General features: G+C 39.3%; 13 protein-coding genes. All 13 read right to left on the bottom strand.

Going from position 1 to position 13,398, the window contains the following annotated elements; translation table 11 throughout:
• Positions 1-127 precede the first annotated feature (127 nt).
• The gene (locus BM195_RS03650) at positions 128-514 is read right to left on the bottom strand and encodes an ectoine synthase (protein ID WP_090233771.1); all 387 of its coding nucleotides are present in this window, start codon (positions 512-514) and stop codon (positions 128-130) included.
• Between the two features lie 31 nt (positions 515-545).
• A complete protein-coding gene (ectB, locus tag BM195_RS03645) occupies positions 546-1,826 on the bottom strand; it encodes a diaminobutyrate--2-oxoglutarate transaminase (RefSeq protein ID WP_090233769.1) in 1,281 nt (426 codons plus the stop codon).
• A 1-nt stretch (position 1,827) separates the two neighbouring features.
• Positions 1,828-2,358 carry a diaminobutyrate acetyltransferase gene (ectA, locus tag BM195_RS03640; RefSeq protein WP_090233766.1) on the bottom strand — a complete coding sequence of 177 codons (531 nt, stop codon included), beginning with the start codon at positions 2,356-2,358 and terminating at the stop codon, positions 1,828-1,830.
• Between the two features lie 284 nt (positions 2,359-2,642).
• A complete protein-coding gene (locus BM195_RS03635) occupies positions 2,643-3,365 on the bottom strand; it encodes an amino acid ABC transporter ATP-binding protein (protein WP_090233763.1) in 723 nt (240 codons plus the stop codon).
• A complete protein-coding gene (locus BM195_RS03630; protein ID WP_090233761.1) occupies positions 3,362-4,024 on the bottom strand; it encodes an amino acid ABC transporter permease in 663 nt (220 codons plus the stop codon). The genes BM195_RS03635 and BM195_RS03630 overlap by 4 nt, the downstream gene beginning before the upstream one ends.
• Positions 4,025-4,198: 174 nt before the next feature.
• Entirely contained in the window at positions 4,199-4,993 is a 795-nt protein-coding gene (locus BM195_RS03625; protein ID WP_090233758.1) for a transporter substrate-binding domain-containing protein, read from the bottom strand.
• Positions 4,994-5,274: 281 nt separating this feature from the next.
• Positions 5,275-5,493 carry a hypothetical protein gene (locus tag BM195_RS03620; protein WP_090233756.1) on the bottom strand — a complete coding sequence of 73 codons (219 nt, stop codon included), beginning with the start codon at positions 5,491-5,493 and terminating at the stop codon, positions 5,275-5,277.
• Between the two features lie 99 nt (positions 5,494-5,592).
• Positions 5,593-6,582 carry an NAD(P)H-quinone oxidoreductase gene (locus BM195_RS03615; protein ID WP_090233754.1) on the bottom strand — a complete coding sequence of 330 codons (990 nt, stop codon included), beginning with the start codon at positions 6,580-6,582 and terminating at the stop codon, positions 5,593-5,595.
• An 83-nt stretch (positions 6,583-6,665) separates the two neighbouring features.
• Positions 6,666-6,941 carry a hypothetical protein gene (locus BM195_RS03610; RefSeq protein ID WP_090233752.1) on the bottom strand — a complete coding sequence of 92 codons (276 nt, stop codon included), beginning with the start codon at positions 6,939-6,941 and terminating at the stop codon, positions 6,666-6,668.
• A gap of 169 nt (positions 6,942-7,110) precedes the next feature.
• A complete protein-coding gene (locus BM195_RS03605) occupies positions 7,111-7,293 on the bottom strand; it encodes a type Z 30S ribosomal protein S14 (protein ID WP_090233748.1) in 183 nt (60 codons plus the stop codon).
• A 160-nt stretch (positions 7,294-7,453) separates the two neighbouring features.
• The gene (locus BM195_RS03600; protein WP_090233746.1) at positions 7,454-8,626 is read right to left on the bottom strand and encodes a hydroxymethylglutaryl-CoA synthase; all 1,173 of its coding nucleotides are present in this window, start codon (positions 8,624-8,626) and stop codon (positions 7,454-7,456) included.
• A 902-nt stretch (positions 8,627-9,528) separates the two neighbouring features.
• Positions 9,529-12,105, bottom strand: coding sequence for a S8 family peptidase (locus BM195_RS03595; protein ID WP_090233744.1), 2,577 nt, complete (start codon positions 12,103-12,105; stop codon positions 9,529-9,531).
• A complete protein-coding gene (locus tag BM195_RS03590; protein WP_090233741.1) occupies positions 12,098-13,099 on the bottom strand; it encodes an AAA family ATPase in 1,002 nt (333 codons plus the stop codon). The genes BM195_RS03595 and BM195_RS03590 overlap by 8 nt, the downstream gene beginning before the upstream one ends.
• Positions 13,100-13,398 lie beyond the last annotated feature (299 nt).

The raw sequence follows: 13,398 nt of genomic DNA, 5'->3' as shown, positions 1-13,398 counted from the left end.
TATTCAGTTTCTATATATCCATGGAAAAAGTCAATATAATTTTTAGGATACATGAAAATTTCCGGACCAGTAAAAAACCCGAATTATGGGTAATCACCATAACTCGGGTAAATGCTAATTGACTCGCTTACTCAGTCAACAGTGGATAATATCCTTCTTCATTATGTGTCTCTGTTCCGACAAGCGGCGGATTGAAGACACATACCATGCGCATTTGTGTTGTTGCGCGAAGGATATGCTTATCATGTTCATTTAACAGATACATCGTGCCTGGTTTAATATCATAGACATCGCCGGTTTCCATCTTTTCAATGGTTCCTTCCCCTTCGATGCAATAAACCGCTTCGATGTGGTTTTTATACCAAAAATAATTTTCAGTACCTGCCTTAATGATTGTATCATTCATGCTGAAACCGACACCATCCTTTTTAAGGATAAATCGGCGGCTTGACCAGTTTTCACCGGATGTTTCATCTTCTGTTCCAACTAAATCTTCAAGTGATTTGACTATCATTTGCTGTCCCCTCTTTCATTTCCTGAAGTAGTTATTTACTAAGAGTTGCTCCGATACTATCATCCAAAATACCAAGCCCTTTTTCGATACCTTCCTTATCTATAATAAGTGGAGGAAGAAATTTGATAACTTCATCATTCGGACCTGATGTCTCAACAATCAGCCCGCGCTGGAAAGCTTCTGCACAAATATCATCAGTGAGATCGTCTTTTCCGATGGCGATTCCCTGCATCAGACCTCTGCCACGCTGATGAGCATCAAGTTCAGGATATTTGCTGATGATCGCCTGTACGCCTTTACGCAATACATCTGCCTTTTCCTGAATGGATTTGCTGAAGTGATCTGTTTCCCAGTTGGTCAACGCTTCTGTTGCAGCAATAAACGCCAGATTATTGCCGCGGAATGTACCATTATGTTCACCCGGACCCCATTGATCATATTCCGATTTGATTAATGTAAGCGCCATTGGCAAACCAACACCGCCGATCGATTTGGACAGGCAGACGATATCCGGATCAATTCCGGCCGGTTCAAAACTGAAAAATGTACCGGTTCTGCCGCAGCCCGCCTGGACATCATCGACAATCAGCAAAATATCCCAGCGTTTGCAAAGATCATCCACTTTTTTCAGCCATTCCATGCTGGCTGCGTTAATACCGCCTTCACCCTGAACGGTTTCCAGAATAATTGCTGCCGGCAGGGCAACACCACTTCCTCTGTCTTCCAAAAATCTTTCCAGATAAGCAATGGTATCCTGATCTTCCACATAATCATCAAATGGCATCGAGACCGAATGATGAAGCGGAACACCCGCGCCATGCCGTTTAAAGGAATTAGCCGTCACAGAGAGTGAGCCGATTGTCATGCCATGGAATGCATTCGTAAAGCTGATGACTGTGTCGCGTCCGGTCACTTTCCGGGCAATTTTTAATGCACTTTCCACCGAATTCGTTCCTGTAGGTCCTGGAAACATAACCTTATAATCAAGGTTACGGGGCGTAAGAATAATATCCTTAAAACGTTCAAGAAACTCTTTTCTCGGCGTTGTTCCCATATCAAGGCTATGAATAATACCGTTATCACGGATGTATGCAATCATTTTCTCCTGCATGGTTTCATCATTATGTCCGTAATTTAACGCTCCCGCACCTGCAAAGAAATCAATATACTCTTTTCCATCCGTATCCCAGATTTTATAACCTTTAGCTTTTTCAAAAACGGTCGGCCAACCACGGCTGTAACTTCTTACTGTTGATTCCAGTTCCTCAAACGTTTTCATTTTGTCATCTTCAATTACTGTTGTTGTCACCATTTCACCCTTCCACTAAAATTTTTTCTTTTTGAATAGGCCCAATCTTAAACAATCGTTCATCTTCATGACCTTCACTCGGAAAATCATTGGATGTAAAATAGTCATGAATCACACATTTGGTACGAAGTTTTTTCGCAAGTCCTTTGAACAATTGCTGTGAAGCTGTATTTGACGGGGAAACAGTTGCCTCCACGTAATTGACTTCTTCACAGCCCTCCCGTTTAAGCAGCTCGTATAACATTCTGGTTGCCAGCCCGTTGCCTCGCTCCGATTCATCGACAGCTACTTGCCAGATAAACAGCGTATCCAGCTGATCGGGATGAATAAATCCTGAGATAAACCCTACAATGGTCCCTTCTCGTTCAACCACGATCGAGGTTTCAGAAAATATTTCACACCACATGAGATAGCTGTAGGATGAATTAAGATCCAGAACGCCTGTATGCTTAATCAGCTCCCACACTTCTGCTCCATCATCTTTTGTTGGCTTGCGAAAACCTAGTCCTTCTTCCTGTTCCTTTGTTTTGGTCATGACACCATTACCGCTGTTTAAGATGATTCCACCTCCTAGGATTGTTAAAAAAACATTCTTTTTAAGAATAAATAGAATAGTCGCTTTCGTCAAAACGGATTAAATACCATTTATAATGTTTAAACTTGTTTAAGTCCTGTCTGATTAAAATAATCGGGCACAAATTAAAAAAAGCTCCCAAATAAGTGGAAATAAGTGGACGTTTAAATCGTCGGGACAGAATTAGATGATATTATTATTTTAACGAATAAAAGGCAAGCGGGTTTCGCCTGCCTTAATGGGTGCTATAAAATTTTATTTAGAAACTCCTGTGTCCGCTCTGATTGGGGGTTGGAAAACAATTGGTCAGGCGTACCTTCTTCAACAATAACCCCTTCATCCATGAACAGAACCCGGTCGCCCACTTCACGGGCAAACCCCATCTCATGTGTGACGACGAACATCGTCATCCCTTCATTGGCCAGCTGTTTCATGACTTCCAGCACCTCTCCGACCAATTCAGGGTCCAGTGCGGAAGTTGGTTCGTCAAATAGCATCATTTTCGGTTCCATCGCCAACGCACGGGCAATGGCCACACGCTGCTGCTGCCCGCCCGACAACTGCTGCGGATACTGCTCGGCTTTATCCGCCAAACCGACTTTTTCCAGCAAATCCATACAGCGTTTGCGTGCTTCCTCATCCGTTATTTTACGTACTTTTTGCGGTGCAAGCATAAGATTTTCAATCACTTTTTTGTGCGGGAAAAGGTTGAATTGCTGAAATACCATCCCCACTTCTGTGCGCACCATATTGATATCAGTCTTAGGATTGTTCAAATTGTATCCGTCTACGATGACCTCACCGCTTGTGATTGGCTCCAGCATGTTTAAACAGCGAAGGAATGTGCTTTTCCCGGATCCGCTCGGGCCAATGACACAAACAACTTCTGATGGCTCGATTACACAATCGATTCCTTTTAAAACTTCTGTATCACCGAATTTCTTATGCAAATCTTTCACTTCAATCATTGAATATCCAGCCTCCTTTCCATTCGCTGCAGGACAAAGGATAATGTCAATGTAATAACAAGGTAGAAGGCAGCAACCGTTGTGTAGATCTCAACGGCATTAAAATGATTTGCTGCAATCAAACGTCCCTGGAATATCAGTTCCGGAACAAGGATGACAGATAAAAGCGAGGTATCTTTAATACTGATGATAAACTGGTTACCAAGCGGCGGGATCATCCGTTTAAATGCCTGAGGCCAAATGATATACCGCATAGCTTGTCCATGATTAAGCCCAAGCGATCTACCTGCTTCCATTTGCCCCTTGTCAATCGATTGGACTGCACCACGTACAATTTCCGCAATATAGGCTCCTGAGTTCAATGCAATCACGATAATACCCGCTGTTATCGATTCCAACTCAAACCCGATGATAAGCGGAAGAGCATAATAAATCCAAATAGCCTGCACCAGTACCGGGGTTCCGCGTATGATTTCGATATATACCGTGGATATACCTTGAATGGTTTTCCTTTTCGAAATACGTCCAAGTCCAAATACCCCACCTAAAATAAATCCGATCACAAGCCCGACAACCGATATTAATAATGTATAATACAGCCCGGTCAATAACTGGGGCAGAAAATCAACAATGCCTGCCCAATTAAATCTCCCTATCATTCGATCACCTCTTTATATCGCAAAGCTTTTGTGGCGAAAGCCTTCCTTGCACTTGTGCATAGGAAAGTTTTAGTACATCCTATCCGCCAAATAGAAAAACTAAGGCCTATCAATACTAATGGCGATAAGCCTTAGTTCTTCCGGGTTTTTGATTATCATACATTTTCCTTATGGCTATTCGGGCTTTTCACCGAACCATTCTTCATAGATTTCATCGTATGTGCCATTCTCCTTTAATTCTGCCAGAGCATCATTGATGGCTGACACCAATTCTTCCTGTCCTTTGGAAATAGCAATACCGTAATCTTCAGCCTGATATAAATCCCCGACGACTTTTAATTCGTCACCAGTTGTCTGAATATAGTAATTGACGTTGGGGGCATCATACAGAATAGCATCCGCGCTGCCATTCTCAACAGCTAAATATGCCTGATCAAGCTGCTCAAACTGACTTGGATCAGCGTTTTCAATATTTTCATCGATAAATGCTGCACTCGTGGATCCAAGTCTTGTGGCAATTGTTTTCCCCTCGAGATCCTCCAAATCCTGAATGTCGTTATTATCACTGGGAACCCCAATTGCCAGACCCGACTCATAATACGGGTCACTATAATCAATCTTCTCTGCCCGTTCCTCAGTAATGCTGATCCCGGCAATTGCAATATCAAACGATCCTGTCTGCAGACCTGGAATGATACCATCGAAATTGGTTACTTCAAGTTCAATATCAAATCCTGCTTCATCAGCAATGGCATTGATCAAGTCAATATCAAAGCCGACATATTCACCATCTTCTTCAAATTCAAATGGAACAAATGATGAGTCGGTTGCAACAGTGTAAGTATCATTCAATTCATTACCGTCATCGGATCCTTCTCCATCCCCGCCCGATCCACAAGCTGCCAACAGGCTGATGAGTCCGAATAGAATCAAAAAGACGCTAATGAATTTCCACTTTTTTCGAATCACTCGTATTCCCCTCCCTAAATATTTCTATTATTCTATCACAAATTAATGTTACCAGTAAATGTACTCTTTCGAAAATTTGTTATTTGCTGATTTTGCAGGTTTAGTCTGAAATTAAATCGGTTAGAGGTATTCACACAAGCGTATGATAAGAATTACTGCAAAATGCTGTCGATTTGACCGGTTGCAATAACCAGAAATTAAAGCGGCAGCCTTCATCAAAAAATATTGTCATCTCTCTCTATCTTTCCTCTGCCTTTAATATTAATGTTTTGCCTGCTTCACTATGCCCCTAATCTTCTTTTCCAGATCGGTCCGATTGACAATATGCTGTCTTTTTTGAACGTTCGTATTTGCTCCCGAGTGAAACAATATGCCGTGATTTTGTCCGCATTGAAGCCGAGAATGCGAATTATTCTGTAACTCGTATGATGATCAGCATCCAGATAGATCATTTCAAGTTTTTGACCAGTTTGCGCCGCTCTTGCAAGCAAATGGTTCATGACGCCATCCTCCGACGAGAACTATTATTCGTATCACTTCCTAAAAAACCGTAAACCTGACATATAAGGCTTACGGTCCTAAAGGGAAATTCCTCTTTTTTATGCTTCAGCGGATGCGATATTTAGAATAATTTTCCCGATATTTTGATTGTCTTCCATATGCTGATGGGCTTCGTGCACCTTTTCAACCGGAAAGGTACTGTCAACCACCGGCCGGATTTTTCCCTGTTCCAGATAAGGTGTCACGACCTCTGCAAAATCTTTGCTCAGTTCAGCTTTGTATGAATCACTTCTTGGGGTCAGTAATGTTCCTGTCAGCTGAATGTACTTGGACATAATCGGCATTAAGTTTACCTTCGACAGTTCACTTCCGCCGAGAACACCAATCAGAACCCAGCGCCCTTCATGTTTAATACTGGCAAGATTTTTATCCCAGTAATCGGCTCCAATAAAGTCAAGGATCAGATCGGTGCCTCTGCCATCAGTTGCCTTTAAAACTTCTTCATCAAATGATTGCTCTTTGTAATTGATCAGGATATCGGCACCGAGTTCACGACAAAAATCTAGTTTCCTTCTGGAGCCGGCAGTGACAATCACCTTGGCATCAGACAGCTGTTTGGCGAGCTGAATGGCGGCTGTCCCTACGCCGCTTGCACCTGCATGGATCAGGACCGCTTCCTGTTTCTGCAATTTACCGATCCAAAATAATGTTTGATAGGCTGTCAGAAATACTTCCGGTATAGCAGCCGCTTCCGCAGATGATATAGAATCCGGAATTTTCATGGCGCGATTAGCCGGCATAACTGCATATTCGGCATATCCACCACCGTTCACAAGCCCCATAACCCTATCACCAGCAGAGAAAGACCCACTGCCGGCTGCTTCAACGACCGTTCCAGCCACTTCAACACCCAGGATCGGGTTAACGGCATATCCTGCTTTACCTTCCCGCGTCATGATATCTGTCCTGTTCACAGCTGCAGAATGAACCTTGATAAGCAAATCATCCTGGCCAGATTCCGGCACTGACAAATCAGCCAGTTCCATCTGGTTTGAACCGCCTGACTGTAATACAGTTACACCTTTCATTAAAATTCCCCCTAATTACATCGTTTTGATTGAACTTGGTATATATTGACATATCATCATCTGCCAATCAACCATTTCCAACATCATTCTTCACCATCATCTTCCTCTACTTTTCCGTCTTCTTCTTCATCTATTTTAACATCCTCCAGGTCGAGCCAGGAAAGCATTTCGTGTACAACTGTATTGATTTTTTCATCGACCATGTCACTGCCGTATTTGATTTTAGCACGCTCAATATTCTCGAGGACGTCGGCATCAAATTGAATTACAGGTTTATCTTCCTCAAGATTGTTAAACAAATCAAGTATTTCGTCCAACGCCTTATCAAAGCGCTTCGTTTCCAATTCAGTTGCCTTCATCGTTATCACCCATTCATAGCGTGTCCAAAAGCGGATAAAATAAAGGAGCAATTTATTCTTATAATACCCGATCAAAAAAGCCGTAAACCTTTATCTCAGATTTACGACTTCTTATTCAAAAATACTTCTTTTGTACTTCATGCAGCAACTTCCTTGTCAATATTTAATGTTACCAGCTTGCTTTTTTCAGGCCGGGAATTTGACCTTTGTAAGCAAACTCTCTTAAACAAATCCGGCAAAGCTTAAATTTTCGATATACTGAATGTGGTCTGCCACAATGCTCACAGCGTGTATATTCGCGCACTGCAAATTTCTGATTTTTATACGTGGTCGTCTTTGCTTTTGTAGCCATTTTCAAACCTCCTTATTTTAAGATAAGTTTCTTATATTATCACATTTTAAGCCTCTTTTTCAATTGTAATTTTTCCCAGAAGTCATTACACAATCAGTTACTAAAGCCGTCACCTTTTCATCATGCATGCTGACGGCTTGAACATTTCTAATAGATATATTCAATTTAGTTTATTCACATATTGACGCTTATCATCTGTTACGCCAGCCAAACAAATGTTGGCAGGATCATGATCAATATCCAGCTCGATTGTCGTTCCGTCCGTTGGCAATGTTTCCTCAAAAATCGCTTCATACTCCGGAACCGTTACCTCTATTCTGGATGCAAACAGCCGAGCATGCTGATCAACATGTAAATGCTGCTGATAATTCGGCTGCAAAATACCGGTGAAAAACTCCCCTACTGCCCCTGAACCGTAACTGAACATGCCGATTCTTGAACCGGCTGCCAAATCTTCTGCTTGTTCCATTAGTGAAAGCAGACTCAAGTACAATGATCCGGTGTAAATATTACCGACATTCCGGTTATAGGTTGTACTCATTTTATAGTTGGCTGACAGCCGTTCCTGGACATCCTCTGATCCTTCACCCAAAATAGTTTTCAGTGCTTTGTAGCCCATCTTCGTGTAAGGCAGATGGTAGCATATCGCCGCAAAATCGCTCAGTTCCATACCTGTTTTGGCTTTGTACTGTTCCCATACTTTGGAAAAGAAGGCCATATATTGTTCATTGGATAATTTGCCGTCCGCAAAAGCTTTATCTGAGTAGACAGGTCGCCAGAAATCCATAATATCAGACGTGAAATAAACACTCTGATCTTCCAGCGTCATAATACTGGGATCTGCACTAATCAGCAATGCAACTGCTCCCGCTCCCTGTGTTGCTTCACCTGATGTGTTCAGTCCATACCGTGCAATATCGGATCCTAATACCAGTACCTTGCTGTCCGGATTCATGGCAATGTGACCTTTCGCCATTTGAATGCCGGCAGTCGCCCCATAGCAGGCTTGTTTCACTTCAATCGCCCGGGCATACGGATTCAGTCCCAACAGCTCATGAACATAAACACCTGCTGACTTGGAACTGTCAACACCGGTTTCCGTCCCGAAAATAACAAAATCGATCGCTTCCTTATCACGGTCATCGAGAATTTCCAATGCCGCATTTGCCGCTAACGTTACTGCATCCTGTGTGATTGGGGCAACCGCCATCTTATCCTGCCCGATGCCGATTGTATATTTATCAGGGTCAACATTCCTGCTGGCGGCAAGCTTAGTCATATCTAAATACAAATGTGGTGCGTAAAAACCTAGTTTATCAATTCCGATTTTCAACATATTTCACCTTTTCGTTCAAATTGCTACTGCTATCCATTATACTCATTCGCTAACAGCTTATATCCTAACTTTTTTCAGCTCGGATATTCTATTATAACACAATTTAACACAAGCGAAACACTTTATCTTTTGCTGCAACCCTTGGCTCGGTTCAGTTAATATTTTTTTCATTCTGATTAATATTTTTATTAATCTGGTTGATATCAAAAGAAATTTTAACACCTTTTTTGTTATTCGTATATACAGTTCAATCCGTTTATGTTGGTGAGAGAATTTTTTGACATCAACTTTTTCTGAATTCCGTTCATAACAAAAAAATATAACACCACTTCTGTTGAAATGATGTCATATCAATACCTGATAGGATGATTCCGAGTGGGCTCGAACCACCGACCTCATGCCTGTCAATTCTCTTTGGCAAATTTCCTTGTATATGCTTATATGTCCGTAACCCTACTCATATCAAGGGGTATGGACATTTTATTGCTTCGTTAGTTTCCCGGAATTATTAGTGATTATTTGGAATGTGTGACCAATTATGTGACCATTTTTATCCTACTTAAGTCTTCTTCACCGTACCGATTTGTAGGATAAAATAAAAAGAAATGGTGAGGAATTCAGTAATTTCTCCTTAACAAATTAATAAACAAAGGTATAAAATGACATTTTTTCGCCTTCTAACAGAAGTTTACATTGACCAGTAGTCTTAGTCTAAATCATTAAAGTTCATCAGACCTTATTCCCGTAATACATATACAACGCTCTGCTGATGCCTAATACAATCATTTTCTTTGTTAGACTACCACATTTGATTTAGTAAGTAAGCAAAAATCCTGAAATCTTACTGGTTAGGCATTAAAGGACTTACACCTAATAGCAAACAGTACATTTCCCCCGCCTTAAGCCTTAACACGAGTCCTCAAGCGATCCCTTACTTCATTATATATTGGAATACCTAGTCCATCGGCGACTTCTAGGGTAATTGCAATAGTATATGGAATTTCTTGTTTCTTTAATCCACCTGCATCTTCACGGCAATTAACCTTAATATTTAGAGTATCATCATCTATAAACGCTGCTGCTGAATCACCTTCGAATATCTCATGTTGAACGGTACCCCTTTGAACAGCTCTACCATGTACCTCCTTCCTGTTTACTTCTAATACACCATTGGTAGCAAACCAAAGTTGAGCCTTTCTGTATTTTTGATTGTTAAAATTTTGTGGTGTAAACCATGTTAACGTGACTGTTAACCTTCTTTTTATCTTTTTACTACTTAAGGAAGGTGGCAAAGGTACCTCGAATACTTGACCTTCTTCCTTTCTGATTTTACTATAACCTATCAGAGTTACTTTTTGATCTGAACCATTAAAAATTTTATTTTCATCTACGAACCCATATCCTAAAAACCTAGGTACTTGCTTGTCTTTAAATGTACTGTCTCCCGGTCTGCCAAGAACTTCTTTATAAAAAGAAAACGCCTGATTCCAACTAGCACCATGAACCAGAAGGGCTTTAATCATTAGAACTCCATAGTCCTTAATAATTTCTTCTCCACTTTCAAACCCATTTAATAAATCTACTAACATTTCAAAAATTTTTGCTGACATTCTTGTTGCAAGGGCAGCGGCATTACTTGTTCCCCTAGTATAAGCTACCTCTGTTAACTTTCCTTGAGAACCTGGAATTGCAACTCTATGTCCCGGTGAAACAGTTGCTTTTGCAACATCTAACAAAGCCTGTCCATTATCACCCATTATATTTTCTAAGTATAATTGTCTTCCTCCAGAAAATAATAAATCTGGTTTAATTGAATTTCGGTATCCTAGTCCAACCCTACTGAAAGGGCTCATTAACTGAGGTTGCTTAATTAAATCTACTCTTCTACCCATTACCGCAACAGTCGAAGCATCAGTATGACTCCCTCCAATACAAAGAGAGTTAATGGATTCTGAAGGAGATAAAATTCTCCGATCCATTATGTTATTAGCAATGTACTTAATTACTTGGTGTTCTATAAAAGGTTCATCTTTTACATTTTGAAAATGATCTCTTTCTACATCTAATTTTATTGACCCTGGATAATTTCCAGCACTAACAATGAATAACACATTATATTTTATTGACAGAAAGTCTAATAATTTTGCCATTGGGCTCATTTGAAGATCAAAAGGTCTTGATTGATCACCTATTGATAAGTTTATTATTTTTATATTAGGTGCAACAGCACTTTCTTCACCTTCTCCTTCAAATATTCTTTTTACTGCTCTATGTATTAAGTCGACAGGTAAGATATCTTCGGGTATATGTTCAGAATTCCCGTTAAAATCCATGGGATTAGGCTTCATAATAGGTCTTACATATATTGGACGTAATAGCGTATCATCATTCCTATCTAATTCCCCGTGTATTATAAGTGAGGCCATAGTTGTTCCATGTATTCTTTCTTTTGCCTGATATGCTGTTTCATAATTATCTGGGTCGTCAATAATTAACCTGTCTTTTAATAATTCATGATTTTGTAAGGGAAAGCCATCAAGTAATGCAATAACAGGCTCTGAGGAAACTTTTTCTGCACTATTTTGATATTCTATTAGAGATTCCTCAACTTCATTGTCATCTTCAGGAAAATCGACCATTGATTGTCCAACAGGACGAAAATACATTATTGACTCAGATTTAATTAACATAATGCTAGATTCATCTTTTAAATCATCAAACAAAGTGATTGGTGTTTCTACTAATAAAGCATGGTATGATATATCTTCTATTATACTTTCATTAATTACTTTACCTTGTGCAGCAGTTACCAGCTTCTTTACCGAATTAGATGCTTCATATCTTTTACCTTTTTCATTCCTGAACCACAATTCAATCTCAAATTTAATAATTTCTTGTCCAATACTAATTTTCTCCTCCAGAACTTCTAACAATCCTGTATTATAAAAGCGATCCTGTACATCCCATAACCTTAAATCCTTTAATTGGGAGAATAACAATTTCCATCTACCGTACCCGTGTTCAAAGTTTTCATTATTCTGATACTTATTCCATAAAGATTGTAGTTCTCTCATTGCTTGTTGATCTGACATCATTAAAAATAAACGACCATTAAGTTTTTTATCATCAACTTTCTCACCATCTTTAACAGCATAAAAGTTATCATCAGAATCTATGTATTCTTCAATTTCAGTTAGCCACTCTAAACCTTCAACTTTTTTAACAGCATTTACAAAGTTTTCAATAGTACCAACTGTTTCAAAAACTAAAGCATATTCAGGATCTATCCCTACAACGCTTTCACTAATTGTGCCTTTCCTGTTGTCTATTGCATTTTCAAGACGTTTAAACTTCGGTAAAATTCTTTTTACTTGTTCATCATGTTTAGGATAATTAATCTTTCCTATCATAGATTTTCTAGTTGATCTGTCAACTGAAGTCGGTTTTGGAAGAATCAGTATAGGTCGATCATTCACTGTTATCACTCCTTAAATCTGAGTATAAATACTGACTTCTTAAATCCCTTAATGTTTCCTTAACAATTTTACGCATATCAGCGTCTGGTAAAGATAAAACATATTTTCTTCTAATGTCTAATCCAAAGTCATTGAGGTTCGAAAAACTTAATCCCGAAAGATTATCTACCAGTGTTCTTTTAGAGTACTCCAGTGAAATATTATTATCGAATTCAAATTTATCCAACCATTCACTAATTTGTTTTTTTGTTGGTTGGTCAAGTTCTAACTTAATTTGGAATCTTCTCCATACTGCTCTGTCCAATAGTTCAGGATGATTCGTTGCAGTTACAACAATAACATGACTCGGTAATCGATCAATTTGAAGTAACAGTGAACTGACAACCCTTTTTATCTCACCGGTTTCTTGGGAATCTCCTCTTTCTTTCCCTATGGTATCGAACTCATCAAAGAACAGTATACACCTTCTGGATCTTACATACTCAAATAAATCATTTAATTTGTTTGATGTCTCCCCAAGATAACTATCAATAACACCTTCGTAACGTACTGAAATAAAAGGTAGCATTAACTCTTTTGCTAATGCCTCTGCGATTGATGTTTTCCCGTTACCCGGAGGGCCAGCTAGTAAGACTCTATTCCTAGGCTCTAAATTGTACGATCTTAACATATCACTTCGAAAATGTTCCTCAATTAAACCATTGAATGATTCCAATAATTTTGGTTCTAATATAAGGTCATGTAAGTTAATTTCAGGAACCGATTCAAAATATAAACTACTTTTATTTAATGATAATGAATTGATATTATTTGATCCATTAGTGTAACTGTTTTTTTTATTTTGTCTTAATGCTTCCAATAGATTATCCGCAAGTATACCATGGTTCTTACTTCTTTCCTCTGCAATAATCGCTTCTACAGTTTTATTAAAAAGATTTAAATCTCCTTTAGAACCTGATTTTACAAGTTTTAATAAAAGGTCTGCACGAGCCATTTTCTTTACTCCTCCTTTCTTATATAGTTTTGTAAACTGTATATTATAATACATATTGTATTTTCATACTATGGTAAAAGGCAAGGAATGGTGATTGGTTATAAAGAGTACTCCTAGCCTTTTGCTGTTTAGTCACCCGACAACTACCATTATGTAGTAATTGAGAGGTATTTCTTTTCATTTCACCTTTTTAAATAAGGGTATATCTACATAATAACTACTATAAAATGCCACTTTTGTAAGCATGGGGACGGTTCGTCTGCTTCGAAAAGAGAAGGTAATGCAAAAGATCAATCCCC

The sequence above is a fragment of the Lentibacillus halodurans genome (assembly GCF_900112045.1).
In the GTDB taxonomy this organism is placed as follows: domain Bacteria; phylum Bacillota; class Bacilli; order Bacillales; family Amphibacillaceae; genus Lentibacillus; species Lentibacillus halodurans.
The sequence above is the reverse complement of the archived record's forward strand: the minus strand, read 5'-3'. Positions and strand labels throughout refer to the sequence as shown.